Origin of the sequence: Pedobacter paludisoli (genome assembly GCF_052344095.1) — a bacterium.
In the GTDB taxonomy this organism is placed as follows: domain Bacteria; phylum Bacteroidota; class Bacteroidia; order Sphingobacteriales; family Sphingobacteriaceae; genus Pedobacter.
In genome coordinates, this window is the sequence record NZ_CP179926.1 from 3,453,509 (window position 1) to 3,478,619 (window position 25,111).

Annotated in this window: 15 protein-coding genes; 11 read left to right on the plus strand and 4 right to left on the minus strand. The window is 38.6% G+C overall.

Features of this window, described 5'->3' with window-relative positions:
* From folE to ACJVDK_RS14270, 3 genes are all read left to right on the plus strand, one after another.
* Positions 1-636, plus strand: a complete 636-nt coding sequence (gene folE / locus ACJVDK_RS14260; protein WP_443937339.1) for a GTP cyclohydrolase I FolE — start codon at positions 1-3, stop codon at positions 634-636.
* A gap of 65 nt (positions 637-701) precedes the next feature.
* Entirely contained in the window at positions 702-1,583 is an 882-nt protein-coding gene (fabD, locus tag ACJVDK_RS14265; protein ID WP_443937340.1) for an ACP S-malonyltransferase, read from the plus strand.
* 95 nt (positions 1,584-1,678) lie between these two features.
* Entirely contained in the window at positions 1,679-5,404 is a 3,726-nt protein-coding gene (locus ACJVDK_RS14270; RefSeq protein WP_443937341.1) for an ATP-binding protein, read from the plus strand.
* Between the two features lie 34 nt (positions 5,405-5,438).
* Here ACJVDK_RS14270 and ACJVDK_RS14275 read toward each other — a convergent pair whose 3' ends face one another.
* Positions 5,439-6,344 (minus strand): hypothetical protein, encoded by a 906-nt coding sequence (locus ACJVDK_RS14275; protein ID WP_443937342.1) that lies wholly within the window; start codon positions 6,342-6,344, stop codon positions 5,439-5,441.
* A 188-nt stretch (positions 6,345-6,532) separates the two neighbouring features.
* On the opposite strand from ACJVDK_RS14275, the gene ACJVDK_RS14280 reads away from it, so the two are divergent.
* The 5 genes from ACJVDK_RS14280 (at position 6,533) to ACJVDK_RS14300 (ending at position 14,778) form a co-directional block, all read left to right on the plus strand.
* Positions 6,533-8,074, plus strand: a complete 1,542-nt coding sequence (locus ACJVDK_RS14280; protein WP_443937343.1) for a glycoside hydrolase family 10 protein — start codon at positions 6,533-6,535, stop codon at positions 8,072-8,074.
* Between the two features lie 374 nt (positions 8,075-8,448).
* Positions 8,449-11,277 (plus strand): glycosyl hydrolase 115 family protein, encoded by a 2,829-nt coding sequence (locus ACJVDK_RS14285; RefSeq protein WP_443937344.1) that lies wholly within the window; start codon positions 8,449-8,451, stop codon positions 11,275-11,277.
* 45 nt (positions 11,278-11,322) lie between these two features.
* Entirely contained in the window at positions 11,323-12,432 is a 1,110-nt protein-coding gene (locus ACJVDK_RS14290; RefSeq protein ID WP_443937345.1) for a glycoside hydrolase family 43 protein, read from the plus strand.
* A 205-nt stretch (positions 12,433-12,637) separates the two neighbouring features.
* Positions 12,638-13,717 (plus strand): acyltransferase family protein, encoded by a 1,080-nt coding sequence (locus tag ACJVDK_RS14295; RefSeq protein WP_443937346.1) that lies wholly within the window; start codon positions 12,638-12,640, stop codon positions 13,715-13,717.
* 32 nt (positions 13,718-13,749) lie between these two features.
* Positions 13,750-14,778: a LacI family DNA-binding transcriptional regulator gene (locus ACJVDK_RS14300; RefSeq protein ID WP_443937347.1), complete on the plus strand. Its 1,029-nt coding sequence runs from the start codon at positions 13,750-13,752 to the stop codon at positions 14,776-14,778.
* A 43-nt stretch (positions 14,779-14,821) separates the two neighbouring features.
* On the opposite strand, the gene uxuA is transcribed toward ACJVDK_RS14300, so the two are convergent.
* Both uxuA and nagB read right to left on the minus strand, forming a co-directional pair.
* Entirely contained in the window at positions 14,822-15,994 is a 1,173-nt protein-coding gene (gene uxuA, locus ACJVDK_RS14305; protein WP_443937348.1) for a mannonate dehydratase, read from the minus strand.
* Between the two features lie 236 nt (positions 15,995-16,230).
* Positions 16,231-18,156 (minus strand): glucosamine-6-phosphate deaminase, encoded by a 1,926-nt coding sequence (gene nagB / locus ACJVDK_RS14310; protein WP_443937349.1) that lies wholly within the window; start codon positions 18,154-18,156, stop codon positions 16,231-16,233.
* 150 nt (positions 18,157-18,306) lie between these two features.
* Between nagB and ACJVDK_RS14315 the strand changes: the two genes are divergently transcribed.
* The 3 genes from ACJVDK_RS14315 to ACJVDK_RS14325 all read left to right on the plus strand — a co-directional run bounded on the left by ACJVDK_RS14315 (position 18,307) and on the right by ACJVDK_RS14325 (position 24,180).
* Positions 18,307-19,503: an anhydro-N-acetylmuramic acid kinase gene (locus ACJVDK_RS14315; RefSeq protein ID WP_443937350.1), complete on the plus strand. Its 1,197-nt coding sequence runs from the start codon at positions 18,307-18,309 to the stop codon at positions 19,501-19,503.
* A 206-nt stretch (positions 19,504-19,709) separates the two neighbouring features.
* Entirely contained in the window at positions 19,710-22,862 is a 3,153-nt protein-coding gene (locus tag ACJVDK_RS14320) for a SusC/RagA family TonB-linked outer membrane protein (RefSeq protein ID WP_443937351.1), read from the plus strand.
* A gap of 16 nt (positions 22,863-22,878) precedes the next feature.
* Positions 22,879-24,180 carry a RagB/SusD family nutrient uptake outer membrane protein gene (locus tag ACJVDK_RS14325; RefSeq protein WP_443937352.1) on the plus strand — a complete coding sequence of 434 codons (1,302 nt, stop codon included), beginning with the start codon at positions 22,879-22,881 and terminating at the stop codon, positions 24,178-24,180.
* Between the two features lie 90 nt (positions 24,181-24,270).
* On the opposite strand, the gene ACJVDK_RS14330 is transcribed toward ACJVDK_RS14325, so the two are convergent.
* Positions 24,271-25,017 carry a DeoR/GlpR family DNA-binding transcription regulator gene (locus ACJVDK_RS14330; protein ID WP_443937353.1) on the minus strand — a complete coding sequence of 249 codons (747 nt, stop codon included), beginning with the start codon at positions 25,015-25,017 and terminating at the stop codon, positions 24,271-24,273.
* Positions 25,018-25,111: the final 94 nt, after the last annotated feature.

Genomic DNA, 25,111 nt, shown 5'->3' on the forward strand with positions numbered 1-25,111 from the left:
ATGGAAAAAAAAGATGTACTAAAAGGAGAGTCGAGAGATGGGTATGTTAAAATCGATCGATATGACGAACATAAAATTACTTCGGTAGCCACCCATTATAAAGATATTTTAACACAGTTAGGAGAGGATCCAGAGCGCGAAGGATTATTAAAAACACCAGAGCGGGTGGCTAAGGCGTTACAATATTTAACCCACGGTTACGACTTAAAACCGGATGAAATTTTACGTTCAGCCATGTTTGAAGAAGATTATAGCCAAATGGTGGTGGTAAAAGACATTGAGGTGTATTCTATGTGCGAGCACCACATGTTGCCTTTTTTTGGTAAAGCACACGTAGCCTATATTCCAAATGGACACATTGTAGGGTTAAGTAAAATCCCTCGAATTGTAGATGCCTTTGCCCGTAGGTTACAAGTGCAAGAGCGTTTAACCAATGAGATTAGAGACTGTATTCAAAACACCTTAAATCCACAAGGGGTAGCCGTGGTGATGGAATGCCGTCACTTGTGCATGTCAATGAGAGGCGTTCAAAAGCAAAACTCGGTAACGACCACTTCGGCTTTTACCGGAAGTTTTATGAGTAACGATAAAACGAGAGCAGAATTTTTGCGTTTAATAACTGCGAGTTTAGATTAAAATCAACACCTTAGCAGCCCTTTCTTTTCGCATGAATAGGAAGGGCTGCTTCAACCAAATTTATAATGAGAGCATATATTTTCCCTGGACAAGGGGCACAATTTGTAGGCATGGGTAAAGAACTTTACGAAAACCCCGTTGCAAAAGATTTATTTGAAAAGGCAAATGAGATTATTGGTTTCCGTATTAGCGATATCATGTTTGGCGGTACCGATGAAGAATTAAAACAAACCAATGTAACACAACCGGCAATTTTTCTGCACTCGGTTATTTTAGCAAAAGTTTTAGGTGCCGATTTTAAACCCGACATGATTGCAGGCCATTCATTGGGCGAGTTTTCAGCTTTGGTGGCTGCAAACGCGTTAAGTTTTGAAGATGGATTTAAATTGGTAATTGCCCGCGCGAATGCGATGCAAAAAGCCTGCGAGGCACAACCATCAACCATGGCTGCTATTCTAGGCTTAGCGGATGACATTGTAGAAAAGATATGTGCTGAAATTGATGGAGTAGTAGTTCCGGCAAATTACAATTGCCCAGGTCAGTTGGTAATTTCAGGTAGCATTGAAGGAATTGACGCTGCTTGTGCAAAATTAACAGAAGCAGGCGCAAAAAGAGCCTTAAAATTAAATGTTGGTGGTGCTTTTCACTCGCCGTTAATGGAGCCTGCAAAAATTGAATTACAAGCAGCTATTGAAAACACCAATATTTCATCACCTGTTTGTCCGGTTTACCAAAATGTAGATGCAAAACCATATTCAGACCCTACTGAAATTAAAGCAAATTTAATTAAACAATTAACGGGTGCCGTTCGTTGGACACAAACGGTAGAGAATATGTTGGCAAATGGTGCAACTGAATTTGTAGAAGTAGGCCCTGGAAATGTTCTGCAAGGATTGGTTAAAAAAGTAAGCAGAGAGGTTCAAACGAGTAGTGCAACCGTAGCTTAATATACATTCTCTTTAGGAATAAAAGTATCTGCGCCGTAAACCCCCGTGTTTAGGGCGCTTTTTTTTGCCGATATTTAAATATCTTTATCACTACTATGAAATTGAGCTTTGGCGTTCGAATTAGAGTTTTGCTGTTAATATTAGGCTGTTGCTTAATAATAACCTCTATATCACTGAATATTTTTACACCTAAAAGTGAGATTTTAGAGCGCGATGCAAAAGAGGTAAACGAAAATCTGCAGGAAAAGGAAAAGATGGTGTACGATTTCTTGGCCAATCCTAAATTGGTAGAAGAAGCCAAAACATACCAAACGAACACCGAAAAAGCACTTTACTTTATTGAAAATTACCGCGTAAAAGAAGGGATTAACCTTTTTACGTACTATAAAGGAACATTGCAGTATTGGAGCACCTTCCATCTGTCAGATATAGACCCGTATTCGCTTCGCTTTGGAACTTCAGTTATTCAACTTGGAAATGGCTGGTATGAAGTGATTAGGAGCTCGCATGGCGATTATGACTTTGTTTTTGTCATATCCATTAAATCGCACTATCCGATAAAAGAAAACGAATACTTTAAAAATGATATCAATCCATTTTTATCCGATTCTAAGCTCCTCACATTTGCATCCTTTACCGACAAGAATGTTTACCCCATAAAAAGTATTGATGGAAGATTTTTATTTGGACTTAAGATTAATTTTGCTCAATTTGAAAATTATTATACCAAAACGCAATTATGGCTGTTTGTAGCCGGCATGATCTGTATTTGCATGTTTATGAATTCGCTGGCACGCTTTCTTGTGCGGCTAAACCACGTCATGCTAGCAACTGCACTATTGGTCGTTTTCTTTTTAACAGCACGGTTAACAGATCTCGAATACGGATGGTTTAATCAGCGATTTACGCTTGCTCTTTTCGATCCGAAAGTATACGCAGATGAGATTATGCCTTCCTTGGGCGACTTCTTTTTGAATGTATTTAGTTTAACATGGGTACTCATGTTTATGTTTAATCATCGAAAACTGTATCGTTTTGGACGATTTATACGAGAAAGTAAGTTTATCGGCATTGTTATCCACTTTGTGTTTTTATTGTTGTTGGGGGGCTTGGTAATTTATTCTGATGATGCCTTTGCCGGACTCATAAAAAACTCCAAAATTAATTTCGATATCATTAACATTTTAAAACTGAGTGGAACCAGCTGGGTAGGCATTGTTATTTTATGTTTGGTTTGGTTTATTTTGTATCTCATTGCACTCATTTCCGCTAGTTTAACCCTTCAGCTGAATGTAACCAATAAAGAAAGATTAATCATTTTCTTTGTGTACCTAGGGGGAATTCTACTTTACAAGATTTTTCATAATTTTTCTATATTTTTTGCCGTATATGGCTTGTTGCTCTTCCTGGTTGTTCGGGCAGTGTACATAACAGATAAAAGGGTTCGGATTGATTTATTTGCAATAGGATTTTTCTTTTTGGCATTCAATACCTCCATCAAATACATTAAATACAAAGAATTTAAAGAGCGTGATTTACGTATTCAATTGGCATCCAAGCTCCCTTCATCTGAAGATCCAAATGCAATTATTGCCCTCAGTACTTTGGAAACCAATTTGATTAAGGATCAGCAACTGATTAACTATTTCTTACGGGGCGATAAAAACAATTATGTAGCATTAAAAAACTATGTTAAAGATTATATTGATGGATATCTAACACGGTACGATTATCATATTTATCCTTTCAATACCCAAGGGAAATTAATTGGAGGAACCACCAAGCAATCTTTATCTGCCTATAAAAGAACAGTAGAGTCGGGTTCAATCAAAACAGAAGCCGCCCATTATTTTTATCAAGTAAACAATACGTTTGGTTATCAGGATTATTTTGGGATGATTCCGATTTTAGATAATGGTAATTTATTAGGAACCTTGGTTATCGAACTAAGCTCGAAACCCTATAATTATAACAATAAACTGCCTGATTTATTGGGAGACCAAAAAGCTGACAATTACAATGAATTTAAGGATTATTCCGTTGCACTTTACAATAATAATGTCTTGGTTAATCAAACCGGAAATTATACATATCCAGTTTCAGGAAAGGCTTTTAAGAACGAGGGCTTTATTAATTCAACAGGTTTAGCAGTAGGCTATAGCCACTTGGTTTTTTCACCCAGCTACAACAAAAAAGTTGTGATTAGTAAACAGAAGGCCGACTACGTGGAGCGCTTAGCAGCCTTGTCGTTTTTCTTTTTGGTGTTTATTGTATTCTCTATTTTGCTTTTCGGTATCGTTTGGCTAATCCGTGCCTTGGAAGACGATAAAGTAAGTTGGTTTAATATTAATCGTTCTTTAATGGTTAATGAAAGCAAAATTCTGTACAAAACCCGTATACAAGTATCCATTGTACTTTCGGTAGTGGCAACCCTGATTATTGTGGGTTGGGTAACCTATTACTACATGGACAACGAGTATCGCGGGCAGCAAGAAGATGCGATTAAGGACAAGGTAAAAAAGGTACAACAGAATTTCCAGAAACAGTTTGTCAATATCGATACCATTTCCAATAATGAAGAGTTAATATCAGATTTCAACAACTTTGCAGATTTAAATAACGTAGACTTAAACCTGTACGATACCAATGGCGATTTATTGATGACAACCTATCCGAAGTTGTTTAATTATAAAATTGTAGGAAAGAAAATGCCGCCAAAGGCCTATGTGAGTATGCATAACTTGCAACGTTCAGAGTACATTAATCCTTTAGAACAAATTGGCGGCTTAATTTATTCAGCGGCGTATGTTCCGATTAAAAATAGTCAGAATGTAACCGTGCGGTATATTGGTTTGCCAAATTATTTAAATGAAACGGAGTACGAAGATAAGATTGCATTGTTTGTGAGTAATTTGATTAACATCTATGCCTTGGTATTTGTGGCCATTGGTGTATTGGCCGTTTTCTTAGCCAATCAAATTACACATCCACTTACTTTTATTCAGGAAAACATTAGTAAAATAAAGATTGGAGAGAAGAACGAACCTATTTTTTGGCGTCGCCACGATGAAATAGGCTCACTTATTCGTGCTTATAATAGTATGATTGCTGCTTTAGATGAAAGTGCCTCAAAACTGGCAAAATCTGAACGTGAAAATGCTTGGCGCGAAATGGCGAAACAAGTGGCTCATGAAATCAAAAACCCTTTAACGCCGCTGAAATTGGGTGTTCAATTGCTCGAGAAATCATGGAAAGAAAAGGACCCCAATTTTGAAGTAAAGTTTAATAAGTTCAGTAAATCGTTTATTGAGCAAATTGAAAGTCTTTCAAAGATTGCATCAGAGTTTTCAAATTTTGCAAAAATGCCGGATACAAACTTGGAGAAAGCATCTATTATTTCGGTTATCGAGCAAGCTATCGATGTGTTTAAAAACACCGAGAATGTAGAAATAAGTGTACTGAATAAAACAACCTTTCATAGCGAGATTATGATTGATAGAGATCAGTTGTTACGCTCATTCAACAACTTGTTTAAGAATGCCATTGAAGCAAAAGAAGATAATCGCCCGTGTGTAATTGAAACGATTCTTTATAACGATGATAAAATGGTCTACATAGAAGTTAAAGACAACGGAAAAGGCATTCCCTTAAACCAACGCGATAAAATATTCGTTCCTAATTTTACAACCAAGTCTTCGGGTACAGGTTTAGGCTTAGCCTTTGTAAAGCAGGCAACCGAAAATGCCGGCGGTAGTATTAGTTTTAGCTCGGTTGCAGGCTCTGGAACATCGTTTTATTTAAGCTTTCCGCTGCCAACATAAGGCATCTCTTGTTGTAAATTTAAGGAAACAAGATTTATTTTAACTCAATTTGGGCTTTGCCAATGCTAGCTCCGTCGGCGTATAAAATAACGGTATAAATACCTTTGATAAAAGGTTGTGGGTTGGTCCAGTCAATAATATAGGTGCTCTCATCATCATTGTAATTAATAAAGATAGAGTGGCTGAATTGCATGGTTTGTCCCTCTGCTTCAAAACGACTTTCTTCATTGGCTAGGATTAAATTTCCTGCCGGATCAAAAACACGTAAGTAGATGTTATGCAGACCCTTTTCAGCAATTGAATTCGGGATAATGGTAAAGCGCACGCTTAGCTTTTCGGCTGTAGAAGAGCGTGTAACTTCTGAAGGGCGGCCATTTGATTTGGTTCTGAAGGCAAGTACACTGGCCTTTTCAATTTTTAAGCGTGCTGCTTTTTTAATTTTTGAGTTCAGCGATACATTCTCATTCTCCAAATCGGCAGCTTTATTTTTAATGCTCTTGACTGTATTTTCCAAGCTATCTCGGCCTATTCTTAAGACCAAATTCTCTTGTTGTAACTGTATAATTTCTTCATTATATCGCTTTACAAAAGACTGAAGTCTCTTAATTTTTTCTTTTGCCTTTTCAAGTTCAGCAACAGTTAAGGTATTCTTTTTAAGCTCTGCTTTTAAACGATTAATTTCTATACGAGCCTCTTCTTGTTCTTTGCGTAAATTTTCGTTCAAATCGAGGTTCAGCGCATTCACTTTGTCTAGTTCTACCTCTATCTTTTCAACTTCCAAGTGTAACTTGTCTTTTTCCGTATTTACAGAAACGAAACGTGAACTTTGTTGCCGATTTTTAAAAATTAAATAAACATTCATGCCAACTAAAGCGGCAATAACAAGCACTAGGAAGTAGATTTTGTTTCTGTCGCCTTTACGGATGTCTTTTGATTCCATTTTTATTACAATGTATCTTTCAATTAATATAACTTTGCATCCATAGGTAAATGGTTAACGTTAGAAAATTAATTAAACCGCAAATTAAAATTTTTATTAAACTTATATAGCTTTTTAATAAAAAACGTTTTCTAATAAATTCATTTTGTATTTAAATACGTACAACTTTCTGAACAAAAACAAAAAATATGCTAAAAACCCTACTCAACGTCATTTTAACGGTTATTTTTGCGCCCATTTTATTGCACGGCCAAACAACTTCAAAAATTGCACCAAAAAGAGAATTTCGCGGAGTTTGGATAGCTACCGTTACCAACATTGATTGGCCCTCTCGTCCGGGCTTAACCATCGAGCAGCAAAAGAAAGAGCTGGTAAATATTTTAGAGAATCATCACCAACAAGGCATGAACGCCATTATGTTGCAAGTGAGACCGGCCGCAGATGCTTTTTATGCGAAATCTCGCGAACCTTGGAGTACCTGGTTAATGGGCAAACAAGGCCTAGCGCCGGCACCTGGCTACGATCCATTAGAATTTGCTATTAAAGAAGCACATATACGCGGGATGGAATTGCACGCATGGTTCAATCCTTATCGCGCCAGCATGAGCGCCAATACTATATTTAGTAATACGCATATTACCAAAAAACACCCTGAGTGGTTCTTCACCTATGGTGGGCAGAAACAATTTGATCCGGGTATTCCCGAAGTGCGCGATTATATTGTGCAAGTTATTTTAGATGTGGTAAAAGGCTATGATGTAGATGGTATTCATTTCGATGATTATTTTTATCCATATCCAATAGATGGCCAAAGAATAAACGACGGAGAAACCTTTTATAAGTATCCCAATAATTTCTCCGACATTAAAGATTGGAGAAGAAACAACGTGGATATTTTAATTAAAGAACTAACAGATAGTATTCATCACTATAAAAAATATGTCAAATTTGGAATTAGTCCATTCGGCATTTGGCGTAATAAATCGGAAGACCCTGAAGGTTCTGTGAGCAGCGGCTTATCAAATTATGCCGAATTATATGCCAATAGTCGTAAATGGGTAAAAGAAGGATGGGTAGATTACATCAATCCGCAAATTTACTTTACATTTAGTCGTAGAGCAGCTCCATTTGCCAATTTGGTAGACTGGTGGAGCAATAACAGCTACGGCCGCCATGTGTATGTTGGAATGGGCGCTTACTTAGTGAATTCAAAAGCAGAGCAAGCCTGGAGAAATTTATCCGAAATGCCAAATCAGCTGCGGTACATTCGTAATAACAACCGCATTCAAGGCAGTGTGTATTTCTCTTCAAAATCCTTAAGTACGGTTGCCAAAGTACTGAGTGATTCACTAAAGGCCGATTTTTATAAATACCCGGCATTGCCACCTCAAATGCCATGGATAGATGAAGTACCTCCAAATGCCCCACGCCAATTTACTGCAACCGTTTTAAAAGAAGGAGTACATTTAAAATGGCAGACGCCAGAAAGAGCCAGCGATAATGAGACCGCCTCTGGTTATGTCATCTATCGTTTCGATGAAGGAGAAAAGATAAGCACACTCGATCCAAAAAATATTGTTAGAATGTGTTTCGAAGACTATGTTTCTTTTATCGATACCAGTGCGCAACCCGGCAAACGCTATAACTATTTGGTAACAGCCCTCGATCGCCTCAAGAACGAAAGTGAACCAAGCGGGCCAGTAGGCATAGAAATGCCACTTGCAAAATAATAAAGAAAGATTCAGCAGCGATGTTGAATCTTTTTTTGTTTTAAAAGGGGTAGAAAATGAAAGGATGGTAGTTCGTGGCAAAACCCGGCCTGCTGTTCATTTTACTTCGTTACACTCCGTGCTCATTTCCATCAGGTTTATTTTACAGCGTAAGTAGCAAATAGGCTCTATCTCAACTGGAAAAAAAATATATTTTATAAAATTTTATGCAACCGATTGCAATTTTATAAAATTTCCGCTACTTTGGTCTAGCCAAATAGGAGAGCCATAAATAAAACCTGTAAACCGCCACGCTATACGGATGGTTTTTAATTCGAATTAGTATCGTAATTCAACCTGCTTAGGCGCAATATATTTTAACAACCGATTACGTGATGCGACTATCTTTAGTAAGTGTATTAGTAGCCCTTTCAAGCCTTTGTTTTGCCGCAGGTATGGATCCAATAGTTGCCAAGAAATTTATTCCGGGCAGTTTTCCTTTGGCAAGTAATGGAAAGGTATCTACGATTGTTGTTAGCAATAACGAATGGCCCGGGGTGTTGCGGGCGACAAAAGATTTTCAAAACGATTTACAAAAGGTAACCGGGACATTGCCTGAATTATCAATTGATAAAACCGCAAAAATGGCCGTTATCATCGGCACAATAGGAAAGAGTAAAATTATCGATCAATTAATTAAAGAAAACAAAATTAATGTTGCGGGCATTGCAGGTAAATGGGAAAGTACGCTCATTCAGGTTATAAAAAGCCCTATCAACGGCGTCGACTCCGCATTGGTAGTTGCAGGGAGCGATAAACGCGGAACCATTTATGGGATATACGAAATCAGTTATCAAATGGGCGTTTCGCCTTGGTATTACTGGGCCGATGTACCCGTTAAAACCAGTAATGCCCTGTTTGTACTTCCTGGTAAACACGTGATAGCATCTCCCGCTGTAAAATACAGAGGCATATTCTTAAACGATGAAGCGCCTGCTTTATCCGGATGGGCAAAAAAAGAATTTGGAGGTTTCAACCACCAGTTCTACGAGAAAGTTTTTGAGCTTATTTTGCGTTTAAAGGGCAATTACTTGTGGCCGGCCATGTGGGGCAGCGCATTTAACGACGATGATAAACTGAATCCAATAAAGGCCGATGAATATGGTGTAGTGATGGGAACCTCCCATCATGAACCCTTAAGTCGGGCGCACGACGAATGGAAACGCTTTAAAGGAGGCAAATGGAATTATGATCAGAATGCAGCACAATTAAAATCTTTTTGGGAAACAGGTCTTCAACGTGTAGCCGATAAGGAACAAATCATCACGGTTGGTATGCGGGGTGATGGTGATGAACCCATGACACAAGGCACGGCAACTGCTTTGTTGGAACGAATTGTAAAAGATCAACGCGAAATAATAGAGAAGGTTACCCAAAAACCAGCATCCCAAACGCCTCAAATGTGGGCGCTGTACAAAGAGGTACAGGATTATTATGATAAAGGAATGCGCGTTCCTGATGATATAACACTTTTGTTATGCGACGATAACTGGGGCAATATTCGTAAACTGCCAAAATTGAATGAAGCAACCAGAACTGGGGGATATGGCATTTATTATCATTTCGATTACGTAGGTGGCCCCCGAAATTATAAGTGGATAAACACCAATCCCATTCAAAAAATATGGGAACAAATGCATCTTGCGTATGAATACAGTGCCAATCAAATTTGGATTGTTAACGTGGGCGATTTAAAACCAATGGAGTTTCCTATCGAATTCTTTTTGGATTATGCTTGGCAACCCGAGGCAATTCCTGCGGAGAAACTCAAGCAGTTTACGGTAGATTGGAGCACAAAACAGTTTGGAGCGCAGTATGCGTTGGAAATTGCCGATATTATTGATTTGTATTCAAAATACAATGGTCGGATAAAACCTGAGCTTTTAAACGAAAACACGTATAGTTTGGTGAATTATCATGAATTTGAACGGGTGGTGCGTGATTATAAATTGATCGAACAACGTGCAAACTTTATTTATCATCAAATCCCAAAAAATCAACAAGATGCCTATTATCAATTGGTCTTGCATCCGGTAGAGGCATCGGCAAACTTAAACGAATTATATTTTACGGTTGCCAAGAATAAAATGTACGCCAAACAAGGCCGGGTTTCAACCAATTTGCTTAAACATCAGGCCGATTCATTGTACAAACGCGATTCGGACATTACCAATCGTTACAATAAAGTGATTGCTAACGGAAAATGGGATCATATGATGGATCAAACGCATATTGGGTATACGTCTTGGCAACAGCCTGATAGTAATCGCATGCCAAAAACATACCTCCTTAGCCCCACAAAAGCTCAGTTAGGCTTGGCAATAGAAGGCTCAGACTCTTGTTGGATAGGTAAGGCAAAAGTGAATCAAGTACTTCCCGCTTTTTCAGTACAAACTCAACAAGCACATTACATTGAATTATTTGCAAAGGGTACGGGTTCCATAAAGTATCGGATTAAAGCACCCGATTATGTTTTTTTGGAGCAAAAAGAAGGGCAGATTATAGCTGAACAACGCATTCAGCTTTCTATCAATTGGGCAAAAGCCCCAAAAAACAAAACAATAGCCGAAATCCGTGTAGAAGGAAGCGATGGCAGTAAAATAATATTTCCCATAGCGCTAGACAACCGTTTTGAAGATGTTGATAGAAAAACATTTGTTGCCCAGAGTGGATACATGGCCATGGAAGCACCGCATTATTCCAAAGCAAATGGCTCTCGTGACATTGGCTGGAAAATCATCCCCAATTATGGCAAAACAGTTGGCGGGGTAATGCCTATTCCGGTAACATCACCAGAACAAAAACTGAGTGCTACAAGTCCTCATTTAACCTATGAAATATTTGTGAACGATGCCGGAACGTACGATTTACTCAGCTATGTGTCGCCGACAATTGATTTTACAAATACCAATGGATTAAAATTTGCCGTATCGGTTGATAATCAAGAGCCACAAATCTTAAACATCAGCACTCCATTTCAATCGGAGCATGCCTGGGGAAATTCGGTGGCCAACAATATAAAAATACTAAAAGCGAGATTAAGTTTTGATCAAGCCGGGGCACATACCTTAAAATACTGGATGGTAAGTCCGGGTGTGGTTTTGCAAAAGCTCGTACTCGATTTAGGGGGCGTGAAACCAAGTTATTTAGGCCCCAATGAATGAATAAAAAAGCAATAGGAAATAAAAATTAAACCAATAGTTCAAAATATGCGTTACAATGTTAAAAATCTTTCGAGCCTGTTAATATTATCGGGTGTAATGGCTACAACAGCTTGTATGCAAGCTAAAAATGCCAAAAATGAAGCGGAGGCCAGCAGCAGCGATACCAGCCAAGCAGCAAAATATTTGTCTCAACCATTAATAACCGAAATTTATACCGCGGATCCATCTGCGCATATTTTCGATGGTAAAATATTCATTTATCCTTCTCACGATGTTGAGTCGGGCGTAAAGGAGAATGATAATGGCGATCATTTTGATATGCGTGATTACCACATTTTAAGCATGGATAGTATTAACGGTAAAGTGACGGATCACGGGGTTGCTTTGAGTGTAAAAGATATTCCTTGGTCTGGACGCCAACTTTGGGCACCTGATGTAGCCTTTAAAGATGGAACGTATTATTTGTATTTTCCATTGAAAGATAAGGAAGATGTGTTTAGAATTGGTGTTGCTACTTCTAAGAAACCTGAAGGACCGTTTAAAGCGGAGCCAAAGCCAATGGATGGAGCTTTTAGCATAGATCCTGCTGTATTTACCGATGCCGATGGCAGTACGTATATATATTTCGGAGGTATTTGGGGGGGGCAGTTACAGCGCTGGAAGAACGGAACCTACGATGCAAATGGCTCAAAAACTGATTCTGGAAAGGAAGATGAACCTGCACTAACAGCCAAAGTAGCTAAATTAAGCAAAGATATGTTGAGCCTGGAAGGTACCGCGAAGGATGTTGTTATTTTAGACCCACAAGGAAAGCCACTTTTAACCAAAGACCACGACCGTCGATTTTTTGAAGGAGCTTGGATGCATAAGTATAACGGAAAATACTACTTTACCTATTCAACGGGTGACACGCATTTCCTAGCTTCTGCCATCGGAGACACCCCATACGGACCTTTTACCTATCAGGGAACCTTTATGAATCCGGTTCAAGGCTGGACAACACATCACTCAATTATTGAGGTAAAAGGGAAATGGTATATTTTTTATCATGACACCCAATTATCAAACAAAACACATTTAAGAAACATAAAAGTAACCGAACTGAATCATAAAGCCGATGGAACAATTGAATTAATTGAACCCATGAAAAAATAATAAAAAAGTACCCTGTCTTCTACACCAAGACAGGGTATTCTTTTATCATGCAAAGGCTTAGGAGCGATTCGCATGTTTATCAGGCAAAATTATTTCAGTTTATACTTGAAATACCTTATTTTGGATAAAAAGTCGTTTATAAATGAATTCATCCAAACAACGGCTGCTCTCTCTTGATGTCTTTCGCGGACTCACCGTAGCAGCTATGATTTTAGTTAATAATCCGGGTAGTTGGGGACATATTTATGCGCCATTAGAACATGCCGAATGGAATGGTTGCACCCCGACCGATTTAATTTTCCCTTTCTTTTTGTGGATTGTAGGTGTTTCCATTGCTTTTGCAATGGGTACGAGTAAGGAAGATTCTTCCACACATAAAAAAGTAATCATTAAAGCCCTTAAAAGAGGACTTATTTTATATTTCTTAGGGTTTTTCCTAGCCATTTTCTCAAAATTAATTAACAATCCTAGCACGGCATTTCAAACGGTTCGTTTATTGGGAGTCCTTCAACGGATTGGTATTGTTTTCATCGTTAGTAGCATTGTTTTTTTGAAGACTTCAAATAAAACGATTTTCAAAGCTCTAGTAGCGATTTTGGTGGTGTATTGGGCCTTAATGATCTTTGTTCCGGTTCCGGGTGTAGGTTTTGCCAATTTGGAAAAGGAAACAAACTTAGCTGCTTGGATAGATAGAGGAATATTAACAGAGGCGCATATCTGGGCCTCGTCTAAAACCTGGGATCCAGAAGGCGTATTAAGTACACTACCGGCTGTAGGAACTTGTTTGTTTGGTATACTAGTAGGCATATGGATGCGCAGAAAGGATGTTGATAATCCAACAAAAGTAGCATGGTTGTTTGCGGTTGGCACTTTAAGTGTGATGGCCGGGTTGATTTGGGATTTGCAATTTCCTATTAATAAATCGTTATGGACCAGTTCATTCGTGCTGTATACCGGAGGATTGGCCTCCATAGGTCTCGCCCTCTGCTATTGGTTAATTGATGTACAAGGCTACAAAAAGTTTACAACCCCCTTTGTGGTTTATGGTGTAAATGCCATAACTGTATTCTTTCTAGCGGGTCTAATGCCGCGTGTGCTGAATATGATTCAATTAAGCAATTCTGATGGAACCAAAACGCCTTTATTGGTGAAGTTTTACGCCACTTGTTATCAGCCTTATTTTTCACCGATCAATGCTTCTCTGGTATGGGCTGTTAGTTATGTGCTTGGATTTTATGTGTTGTTATACTTTATGTACAAAAAGAATATCATTATTAAAGTATAAATTTGTGCTAAGCAATCGATTGAATTAAAATATTGAAAAAGAAAACCACGATATACGATATTGCCAAGGAGTTGAATATAACCGTATCAACGGTGTCAAGAGCATTGAGCGGCTTCCCTGCGATAAGCGAAGCCACAAAAAAGGCAGTATTGGAAACGGCAAAGAGATTAGATTATAGCCCAAATCGTTTAGCTTCGGCCTTAAAATCAGGAAAAACACACATTATAGGTGTAATTGTACCCAGTGTGCAAGCACATTTTTTTGCATCCATTATTCATAGCATTGAAGAGGGGCTTAAGGATAAAGGCTATCGCGTTATTTTGTATCAGTCAAACGAATCGGTAGAGAATGAAATCAACGGCGTAAGAACGCTCCTGGAAGCGCAGGTGGATGGCATTATGGCCTCGATGTCTTTGGAAACGGAGGATGCTGCGCATTTCGAGGAAATTGTGAAGCAGAATAAACCCCTTATTTTATTTGACCGCGTGAAGCACGATTTAAAGGTTCCAACGGTTACCTTAGATGACTTTGCTGCAGGTTTTATGGCTACCGAACATTTAATAAACCAAGGCTATAGAAACATTGCATTTATTACTACCGTTCATCAAATTAAACTATTCGAAGATCGTTTGCAAGGGTATAAGGCGGCATTACAAAAACACCAGCTTCCGGTAATAGAAGAGAACATCATTTTTGGGGGATTGTCCATTAAAGACGGACGTTTTGGCGCAGCTAAATTAATGCGCGCGAAGCATAAACCTGATGCAATTATTGCCGGAGATGATTTTACAGCCCTTGGCGCCATCAAAAAATTAAAAGAAATTAACGAAACTCCTCCGAAAGTTGGGGTGATTGGATTCGCGAACGAAGCATTTTCAGCATACTTGAGCCCAAATTTATCCACCATTGATCAACACCCGAACGACATGGGGTGTGAATGTGCAAAGTTGTTTTTGAAGATGATTGCACAAGAAGATCCGTATAAAAATATACAGCAGGTGGTTCTTCATCCTACCTTGGTAGAACGCCAATCAACAGAGAAAGAAGTCGCATTCAGCTAAAAGAAAAAAGGCGCAAAATGTATCTATTGCGCCTTCTTAGTATTTATTCCCCGTATAACGTTTTTCGGATACCCAATTCAAGTCCACGTAATTCGGCCAAACCTTTTAAACGGCCTATGGCAGAATATCCTGGATAAGGATCTTTACCGATATCATCCATCATCTGATGGCCATGGTCGGGACGCATTGGAATAGACCTGTTTTCTTTACGCATTAGATTGATAGCACCTTTCATAATGCTAAACATATCGGCATTGCCTTCTAAGTGATTAGCTTCATAGAAATTACCTTCCTCATCTCTTTGTGTACTTCTAAGATGTAAGAAATGTATTCTTGAACCTAAACGCTCAATCATGCCTGGTAAATCATTATCCGGGCGAGCCCCGAATGAACCACTGCAAAAACAAAAACCATTCGATTTTGCTGGAACTTTATCAATAATGTATTGTGCATCCGCCTCAGTACTCATAATCCTTGGTAAACCTAAAATCGGATAAGGAGGGTCATCAGGGTGAATAGCCATTTGCATATCAAACTGGTCGGTGATTACAGTGATTTCTGAAAGGAATTTAGTCAGATTTTCTTTTAAAATTTCTGCGGTGATGCCTTTAAAACCATCTAGCAAGGCCAAAACCTGTTCTGGCGTAAAGTGGTCTTTACTACCCGGTAAGCCTTGTAAACAATTCCATTTTAATTGAGTTTTAGCCTCTTCTGTTAGGCTGTTGAAATATTGGGTTGCTTTTTCAATTTCTTCGCTGTTATAATCAAGCTCGGCATTGGGTCTTTTCAATAAAAATAAATCGAAAGCAATGAAAGCAGTCTTTTCGAAACGAAGTGCAAGAGCACCTGTGCTGGTTTCGTAGGCTAAATTAGTGCGCATCCAATCCAACACCGGCATAAAGTTGTAGGTAATAACTTTGATGCCACACTCTGCCAGATTTTTTAAGCTGACTTTATAATTGTCGATATAAGTGCGATAGTTTCCGGCTCTTTTTTTAATGTCTTCATGTACAGGTAAGCTTTCAACAACACTCCAAACAAGATTGTGTTTTTCAATTTCGTCGATTCTTTTTTGTATCTCCTCAACACTCCATACTTCACCTACCGGAATGTGGTGTAGCGCGGTAACAACTCCTTCACAGCCTGCTTGAGCCAAATCTGTAAGGCTAACAATGTCTGTAGGACCATACCAACGCATGGTTTGAATTAATTTCATATGATTAGGCTATTTTTTATATTCGGTTCAGTAAAAATATAAATTGTAAGCTATTTAATTCGAAATAAAAGAAATTAAAATCGCGAACCAATTTCTGAAAGATAACTTGAATACGTTCGTGCATAGCAAAAGAAACTAACCCAGACATCTAGCTTTAAGGATTAAGTAGGTTTAAATAATAAAAAACCCTATTTGGAATTAACCAAAAAGGGTTTTTTAGGGAGGTTGAAGAAAAATTAATCTTCAAATTTCCACCTTACAAAAGCTTCCATTGCTTCGTATTCTGCTAAACCTAATGCATCATACGCTTTTGCGGTATCGCGATTTCTGTCTTCAGCACGTTGCCAGAATTCTCGTGCATCATCGCCAGGGAAAACAGCACGGTCTTTTTGACTTTGGTGTTTAAAAATCGCGTATTTTTTGCGTTCTAGTTCTTGTGGAGAAATTGGAACTGCCATTTCAATTTCGTGTGTTTCAAACTCGTGCCAAGCACCACGATACATCCATAACCAACAATCTTTTGCCCATTCTTCCGTTTTACGTAAACGTTTAAGTGCTTCTAAAATAATGTTGAAACAAACAATGTGTGTGCCGTGTGGATCTTCAAAATCGCCTGCGGCATAAACCTGATGCGGTTTTACTTGTTGTAAAAGCTCCATGGTTAACACAATGTCGGCATCTGTAACCGGATTTTTTTGAACCTTACCACTTTCGTAGAACGGAAGTGCTTGAAAATGGATATGATCGTCTGATAAACCAACGTAACGCGCTCCGGCAATTGCCTCACCTTTTCTAATTAAACCTTTAACGGTTTGAATTTCGCGGGTATCTACCTGATTAGGTTGTTTGGTTGATATGAACGAACGCATATTGTTATAAAGTTCCTTCAGCTTTGTATTATCAAGGCCCATTTTTTCGGTGAAATCTACATTGAATTCAACGAAACGTAAAGCATCATCATCCCAAACGGCGGTATTACCCGAAGTTTGATACGCCACATGCACATCGTGTTTTTGATCTACTAAACGTAAAAATGTACCACCCATCGAAATTACATCATCATCCGGGTGTGGTGAAAAAATAATTACACGTTTTTTTGCAGGTTCTGCTCTTTCAGGACGTTGGCTATCATCGGCATTTGGCTTACCACCCGGCCAACCCGTAATAGTGTGTTGTAATTTGTTGAAGATATCGATGTTGATATTGTAAACAGGCCCTTTTTCAGTAGCCAGTTGTGCCATACCATTGTTGTTATAATCGTCTTCAGTAAGTTTTAAAATAGGTTTTTGTAAGGTGTTTGCCAACCAAATAACCGCTTTGCGGATAAGTTTGTCGGTCCATACACAATCTTTTACTAACCAAGGAGTGTTGTAGCGGGTTAATTCAGATGCCGCAGGAGTATCTAAAATAAATTCTACATTATCCGATAGTTGTAGAAACGTTGCTGGAACATCGCCAGAAATTTCACCTTCAACCGCTTTTTTAATGATAGAAGCTTTTTTGCGGCTCCAAGCCATTAGAATAATTTCTCTGGCTTTAAAAATGGTGCCAATTCCCATGGTAATGGCTTTTGTAGGAACAAAAGATTTTCCACCGAAATCTCTAGCGGCATCTCTACGTGTAAGGTCGTCTAACGTAACCAAACGCGTACCTGAGTTAGGTGCCGAACCTGGTTCGTTAAAACCAATGTGACCGGTACGTCCGATACCCAAAATTTGAATATCCAATCCCCCTAAATCACCAATTTTCTTTTCGTAATCTAAACAGAATGCCGGAATATCTTCCAAAGCAAGTGTTCCATCCGGGATGTGAATGTTTTCTTTTTTAATATCGATGTGATCGAACAGGTTTTCGTTCATAAATGTTACGTAACTCTGCGCCGAAGTTGGCTGCATAGGATAGTATTCATCCAAGTTAAACGTAATTACATTTTGAAAACTTAAACCCTCTTCTTTGTGCAGTCGAACAAGTTCAGAATAAACTGCAATTGGAGTAACACCTGTTGCTAAGCCCAGTACTGCAGGTGCGTTGTTTGCTTGTTTTGTTTTAATGAGGTTGGCAATTCTATGCGCCACATTAATCGAAGCAATTTTTGGATTTTCGAACACGGTAACGGGTAATTTCTCGAAACGTGTCTCCTCCAGTAAATTTAATCTAGCCATTTTTTTTTATGGATTTTAATGTACGGAGCAGTAAATATAGAGAGTTATGCTCAATATATAATAAAGGTTCTTTACTTTTATTGCCAGTATTTTTTAAATCGAGGTAAAAGCATTTAGTCAAACGCTTGTTTAACTGTAAATTTTTTTTCTATGAACAATCAACTCCAGCAACTTTTTCAAAAATCGAATAAAAAAGAGCGGTTAATTATTGGCTTAATGAGTGGAACATCCATGGATGGCTTGGATATTGCCCTTTGTGCCGTAAGCGGATTTGGTGCCGAAACCGAGATAAAAATACGTGAATTTAAAACCGCGGGTTATACGGATGATTATAGAGCCAAGGTTAAAGCAGTTTTTTCTAGAAGGGATGCAGATTTACAATTGGTTTGTTTAATGAATGAGCACATTGCCGAAGTGCATGCGCAATTAATTAACGATACCTTAAGCGAATGGGGATACAAAAACGAAGAAATTGATTTTATAGCCAGCCACGGACAAACAATTTTTCATGCGCCTAAATCTTTACATCAAATGGAAGCGTACCCAAATGGAACCTTGCAAATTGGTGATGGTGATCATATCGCGGTAAAAACAGGTATTATTACGCTTTCTGATTTTAGACAAAAACATCTCGCAGCGGGCGGAGAAGGAGCTCCTTTAGCCGTTTACGGCGATTATTTATTATTTTCAAAAGAAAATGAAAATAGAATCATGCTCAATATCGGAGGCATTGCCAATTTCACCTACCTGCCTGGAAATTTAGATGCTGCTGAAATTTTTTCTTCCGATGTGGGTCCTGGAAATACGTTAATGGATCAATATGTGTTGAAATATTTTAATCAATTTTACGATAAAAATGCCTCAATCGCATCAAAGGGCACATTAAATGCCGAATTATTGGCTGTTTTACTCGATTGCGATTTTTTTGATCTGGCCTTTCCAAAAACTACTGGTCCCGAATTGTTTAACCTCGATTATTTAAAGGATGCGCAAGAAAAATCAGCCACAGTAGATCTTAAAAAAGAAGATGTAATGGCCACGCTCTGTCATTTTTCAGCTGAAACGATTGCGCAGGCAATTAAAAGATGTTTTGGCGAAAATGCAGTTGCACATATTTTTATGAGTGGTGGGGGAATGCATAATCCTTTGCTAACCGCTTTATTGAGGGCAAAATTACCGCATTCAACATTTTTAACAACGGACGATTTGGAAATAAATCCAGATGCAAAGGAAGCGGTTTTATTTGCGGTCTTGGCCAATGAAACCCTGTGTGGTGAGCCCATTCATTTTGGAAATAGGCAAGGCGTTCCTGCTATTTGTATGGGGAAAATAAGCTTGCCGGGCTAAAGTTGAAAAAGTAAATTATTACGTGTTTTTGATGTTAATCTTGCCGCTGCATTATTTTGCAGGTTCTTGCCGATTTTTGATAAAAACTTTTCTTTTTTTGTGTTGAAATGTAAAATAATTTGTTCAAATTAGAGTGTGCTAACGATTTGTGTTGCATGGATTTGCGTGTTTATCTTGTCGACTACTAACTAATTTAAACAAACTTTATGGAAAAAAATTACCAAAAATGGTCATCACGATTTCTCTTAATTTTGATGATTCCGTTGCTAATATGCTCGTTTTCGCGAGATGCAAAAGCTCAAAACAAACGGTTTAGTCTCAATGGTAAAGTAACGGAAGCTTCCGGGAAAAACCCTATTCCTGGCGCCGTTGTTAAAATCTTAAATACCAATTTTGCTACTTCTACCAATGCCGAAGGTTCCTATGCCTTTTCTGTAGATCTTCCCACAGGTCAATATCAAATTCAATTTTCTTACATCGGCTTTAAAACGCTTACACAAACGGCTAATTTAACAGGTAGTACGCAAGTTCAATTAAATGCTGCGATGGATGTTGATGCTGTTGGTTTAGATGAGGTAATTGTAACGGGTACTTCGCAAGGAACTACACGGAAACAGCTGGGTAGTTATGTGAGTACTGTAAAAGGCGATGACCTCAATAAAGCACCAAGTGGCAATGCACTAGCCTCTTTACAAGGAAAAACACCGGGCGCACAGATTAGTCAAAATTCGGGTGATCCGGCTGGTGGTATCAGTGTGCGCTTGCGTGGCGTTAGTTCTGTAAACTCATCATCTGAACCTTTGTACATTATTGATGGAGTAATTGTAAACAATTCAACCACGCGGGTAACCAATACCTCGGGTAATTATGATGGGGGTAATTTTGTTGGAAATATAGGCCAAAACAGGATGGTTGATATTAATCCGGCAGATATTGATCACATGGAAGTGTTAAACGGTGCTGCGGCAGCCGCTATTTACGGTTCGAGGGCTAACGCAGGTGTAATTCAAATCTTTACTAAACGCGGGAAAACCGGAGAACCTCAAGTAAGTTTTAATACTAGCTTTACTATTAGCGAGCTACGCAAGCAGATTGATGTGAATCAGGCGCCAATTAAATTTGGAGGCTCTGTTGATACTTTTACGCAAGATATCATTCAAACCGTTGTTTTAACGCCGAACACACCTGCAGTTTTGCGAACGGATAAAACGGCAGTAACGCGCTATAATTATCAGGATTACATATTTCGAACCGGAGTTGGAACTGATAACTCAATTTCTGTTTCCGGAGGAACCGATAATACCAAGTTTTATACTTCTGCAGGCTATTTTTCCAATCAAGGGATAATTAAGAACACCAATTTTACCAGAATGAACTTTCGCGCCAATTTAGATCAAAAAATTACTGATTGGGCAAAATTAACGGTAGGGTTCAATTACGTTCATAGCGATGCAGATGAAAAACCTGATGGAAACTCATTTTTCTCTCCCATGAATTCGGTAACCATTATCGGGAACTTTCACGATATATTTGCCAGAGATGCATTGGGTAACTTAAAAGCAGTTGGAGAACGCGGACGTGTTAACCCGGTTTCTGTTATTGAAGATATTAAACAAAGGCAGTTTTCAAATCGGGTCATCGCCAACACTGGATTAAAGTTAACGCCTGTAAAAAATTTAACCGTCGATTATTTAATGGGGGTTGATAATACCATTTTAAATGGGACTACGTTTATCCCACCTTTTGCCTATAACGTAAGTACCGGGTTTTATGGAGGAGGTCCAACTTTAGATCCTTCATTAAACGGGTATGCTAGTGCCGCTAACGCTACCACAACGTTGTTTAACAATGAGTTGAATTTTACATATGATGCTAAATTGAGCTCGCAATTAAGTTCTACCACGCAATTGGGTGGATCATATCAATATCAAAAAGATTTATATAGCCTATTAAACGGAAGGGGTTTAGCGCCTTTTGCAGAAACGGTGAATGCCGCTAGTACTGTATTGCCAAATGTCGATTCACGTTCAGAATTTTCGATTAGCGGTGCTTATTTGCAACAAAACTTTAAATATAAAGACCATTTATTTGTGACCGGAGCAATTCGTGTAGATCAGTCGACGGTATTTGGAGAAAGCAATCGTACTCAGTTTTATCCAAAAGCCAATGTAAGTTATGTTTTATCATCGGCTGATTATTGGAAAGATTCGGGCCTGAGTTCTTGGTGGAACGCATTTAAAGTTAGAGCCGCGTATGGCGAATCGGGTAATTTAACAGGTATTGGTGCTTATGATCGCTTTAATGTATATAGCCCAAGCGCATTAAATAGCAAAACAACGTTAACATCGAGTGCAACTTTAGCCAATACCGACGTAAAGCCTGAACGTCAAAAAGAATTAGAGATAGGAACAGATATGTCTTTTCTTAATAATCGTTTAGGTTTAACCTTTAGCTGGTATAATAAAAAAGTAAACGATTTATTGTTAAGTGTAGTTGTTGCACCTACTACGGGCTTTTCAAGTCTTTTGGATAACATTGGTGGGACATTAAAAAATAAAGGGATAGAATTAATGTTGACAGGCGTACCTGTTAAAACCCAAAATTTTAGCTGGACTTCTACCTTGATTTATAATCGCAATAGAAATACCATTGAAGGATCGGGAGCGCAACGTTTACTCTCGACCAATGCTGGGGCTCCAGTTTCAATTACCGATGGATATCCTGTTGGGGTGTTCTACGGTACGTTTTTCGCCCGCAATGCGGATGGAAGTATTTTAACCAATGCAGCCGGAATTCCGCAAACAGAAAGAGGGGTGCAAACATCTGCAACTACGTATACCACGCAACGCGATGCATCTGGTCAACCAACTGGTACGGTCTTAAGGAAAGTGATAGGTGATCCAAATCCAGATTATACCGGTTCATTTGTAAACGATTTTAGTTATAAAAAACTGAGCTTGCACGTACAATTAGATGTGGTTCAAGGAGGCGATGTTTGGAATGCCGATTGGAGAACCCGTCAAGGAGTTGGTAATGGTATGGTAGCGCAGGCAGAAGATTTAGGTGAGGTGCCAAGGGGATATGTTTTGGGGAATTATAATATCGAAGAATGGCGTATTGATGATGGTTCTTTTGTTAAACTGAGGGAGATTTCGTTAAGCTACAACATTGGCAAAGTAAAATTCATCAAAAATTTAACGGTTAATTTAAGTGGACGAAATTTGGTTTCATGGGATAATTACAAAGGCTACGACCCGGAATTAAACTCTGGTGGGCAGTCGACTATTCTAAGGAATATCGATTTTGGCTCGGTCCCAATTCCGCGTACTTATTCTATAGGTTTACAAGCGAGGTTCTAATTTAAAAGTAATTGTTATGAAAAATTCAAAATCACTATATACCCGTTGCATGCTGGTTTTTGTCACATTAACCGCTGTATTGGCCTGTAAAAAAGAATACCTAAATCCCAATGCAGCAACCGCAAGCGATGTTTTAAATTCGGCAAAAGGATTAACCGGAGTAACGGTAGGCTTGCAAAAAAGCTACTCTACTACAAGGCCCGGTTTGTTGTATGCAAGTATGTCCTTAAATGGATTAACTACTAACGAATTAATTTCTATCAACTCCGGAAATACAGCAGAAGAAAGATTGGCTGCTGGTGGAACACTAGTAGATGGTACCAATACCATTCTTTTAAACGTATGGACAGGTGCGAATAAGATTATTTACGATGCCGATAATGTAATTACCAATGCGGCAAATTTAGCCGATAAAAATTATGCTTCGGGTTTAATAGCGCATGCCAGTATCTTTAAAGCCTTGGCGTTGGGTAATTTATCCGAATATTGGGAAAACGTCCCAACCGGTACCGGACAAAATGTAACATTCATGCCCCGGGCGCAGGGCTATAGCAAAGCGATTTCAGTAATTGACAACGCTTTAGCAGCCATATCTGCCAATGCAATTAGCACGTCTTTTTTGAGTAATATTCCGGCGGGATTTGATATTCAAAATACGCTTTATGCTTTGAAAGCTCGATATGCGCTTTTTTTAGGTGATTACGCCTTGGCATTAAGCACGGCTAATCAGGTAGATTTAAGTATCGCTAAAAGAGCTGGTTTTAATTATGATGCACAAAACTTGAATCCAATTTTTGAGATTGCTACTTCTACAAATAACGTGGTTCAACCTAGCAATATCAATTTGGGCTTAACTGGTACAAATATTCCTGATGCAAATGATAAACGTATTCCGTTTTATACGGTAATCAATACAACCGTTCGGATAAATGGCTTTGGTGCGGCAACGTTTACTGTGTATCCAATATTTTTAGCGGGTGAAATAACCTTGATTAAAGCTGAGGCCTACGCCCGACAAGCAAGCCCAGATCTGAGTAATAGTTTGATAGAGTTAAACAAAGTGATCACAAAACAGGGAAGTACAGATTCATTTGGAGTAGGCGCGGCTTTGCCAGCATTGTCAGGTTCGTACACACAGGCGCAACTGTTGGCATTGATTTATAAACACCGTTGTATCGAGCTTTTTATGTCGGGTTTAAAGCTTGAGGACATGAGAAGGTTTAATCAGCCTTTGGCCGATCGAAAACGGAATTTCTTTCCTTATCCTTTCCAAGAAAGAGATAATAATCCCAATACCCCACAAGACCCAACGTTTTAACACTAAAACAAGAAATCCCGATGCGAACATCGGGATTTCTTGTTTAAACGAGACGGGTATTGTTGAAGGAAATAAATTTTTGACAGTAGATTATAAGATTAGGATGTCTTTCGGTTGGTATTGCGCTAAAGCTTCATCTTCTGTGTTTAGTTCGGTAATTAAGTAAGAAATATTGTCAATGTCGCATACTTTAAGACGAAGAATACTATCTAGTTTTTCAGAAATGCACAACACTGCCGATTTTTTTGAAGAAGCCATCATGGCTTTCTTTAATTGGTTAATTTCCCAATCGGTATCGGTTAATCCTTCTTCAGGATGAATGGCACTTGTTCCCATTAAACATAAATCAACTTTAATTTCGGCAAGTTGGCTAATTACATGGCCTCCATAGGTGATTTGGGAATTCTTAGAGAACAAACCACCAATTAAAATAACTTCAATGTTGCTGTATTTGGCTAGCTCTACTGCAACAAGCGGACTAATGGTGAAAAAAGTGCCTGAAATACCTTGGGGCAATTGTTTTACAAACTCCAAGATAGTCGTACCACCACCAATCAATACCACCATGCCATCCTTAATTAAAGAAACGGCTTTTTTAGCAATTATAATTTTGCTTTCGCGCGCATAAACGGTACTGTCATCAAAAGAACTGTGGTACGATTTTGATAAAGCTCCGCCATGTACTTTAAATAATAGACCTTCATCTACCAATTCTTGTAAATCTCTTCGAATGGTGTCTTCAGATACCGCCAGTAATTGAACTAAGTCGGAAGTTAGTACACGATTGTGTAGATTGATTTGGCGCATAATAAAATCGTGGCGTTCTTTTTTAAGCATACGGTAGTTTGGTTTTTACGAATGTATAAAGATATTTTAAATATTTTAATTTTTGCGTGTATTTGCGTGTTTGTGCAATGAAATTTGGTGATTT

Coding starts and splice junctions, on each gene's coding strand:
- folE (WP_443937339.1), top strand. CDS start 1: ATGGAAAAAAAAGATGTACTAAAAGGAGAGTCGAGAGATGGGTATGTT.
- fabD (WP_443937340.1), top strand. CDS start 702: ATGAGAGCATATATTTTCCCTGGACAAGGGGCACAATTTGTAGGCATG.
- ACJVDK_RS14270 (WP_443937341.1), top strand. CDS start 1,679: ATGAAATTGAGCTTTGGCGTTCGAATTAGAGTTTTGCTGTTAATATTA.
- ACJVDK_RS14275 (WP_443937342.1), bottom strand. CDS start 6,344: ATGGAATCAAAAGACATCCGTAAAGGCGACAGAAACAAAATCTACTTC.
- ACJVDK_RS14280 (WP_443937343.1), top strand. CDS start 6,533: ATGCTAAAAACCCTACTCAACGTCATTTTAACGGTTATTTTTGCGCCC.
- ACJVDK_RS14285 (WP_443937344.1), top strand. CDS start 8,449: ATGCGACTATCTTTAGTAAGTGTATTAGTAGCCCTTTCAAGCCTTTGT.
- ACJVDK_RS14290 (WP_443937345.1), top strand. CDS start 11,323: ATGCGTTACAATGTTAAAAATCTTTCGAGCCTGTTAATATTATCGGGT.
- ACJVDK_RS14295 (WP_443937346.1), top strand. CDS start 12,638: ATGATTTTAGTTAATAATCCGGGTAGTTGGGGACATATTTATGCGCCA.
- uxuA (WP_443937348.1), bottom strand. CDS start 15,994: ATGAAATTAATTCAAACCATGCGTTGGTATGGTCCTACAGACATTGTT.
- nagB (WP_443937349.1), bottom strand. CDS start 18,156: ATGGCTAGATTAAATTTACTGGAGGAGACACGTTTCGAGAAATTACCC.
- ACJVDK_RS14315 (WP_443937350.1), top strand. CDS start 18,307: ATGAACAATCAACTCCAGCAACTTTTTCAAAAATCGAATAAAAAAGAG.
- ACJVDK_RS14320 (WP_443937351.1), top strand. CDS start 19,710: ATGGAAAAAAATTACCAAAAATGGTCATCACGATTTCTCTTAATTTTG.
- ACJVDK_RS14325 (WP_443937352.1), top strand. CDS start 22,879: ATGAAAAATTCAAAATCACTATATACCCGTTGCATGCTGGTTTTTGTC.
- ACJVDK_RS14330 (WP_443937353.1), bottom strand. CDS start 25,017: ATGCTTAAAAAAGAACGCCACGATTTTATTATGCGCCAAATCAATCTA.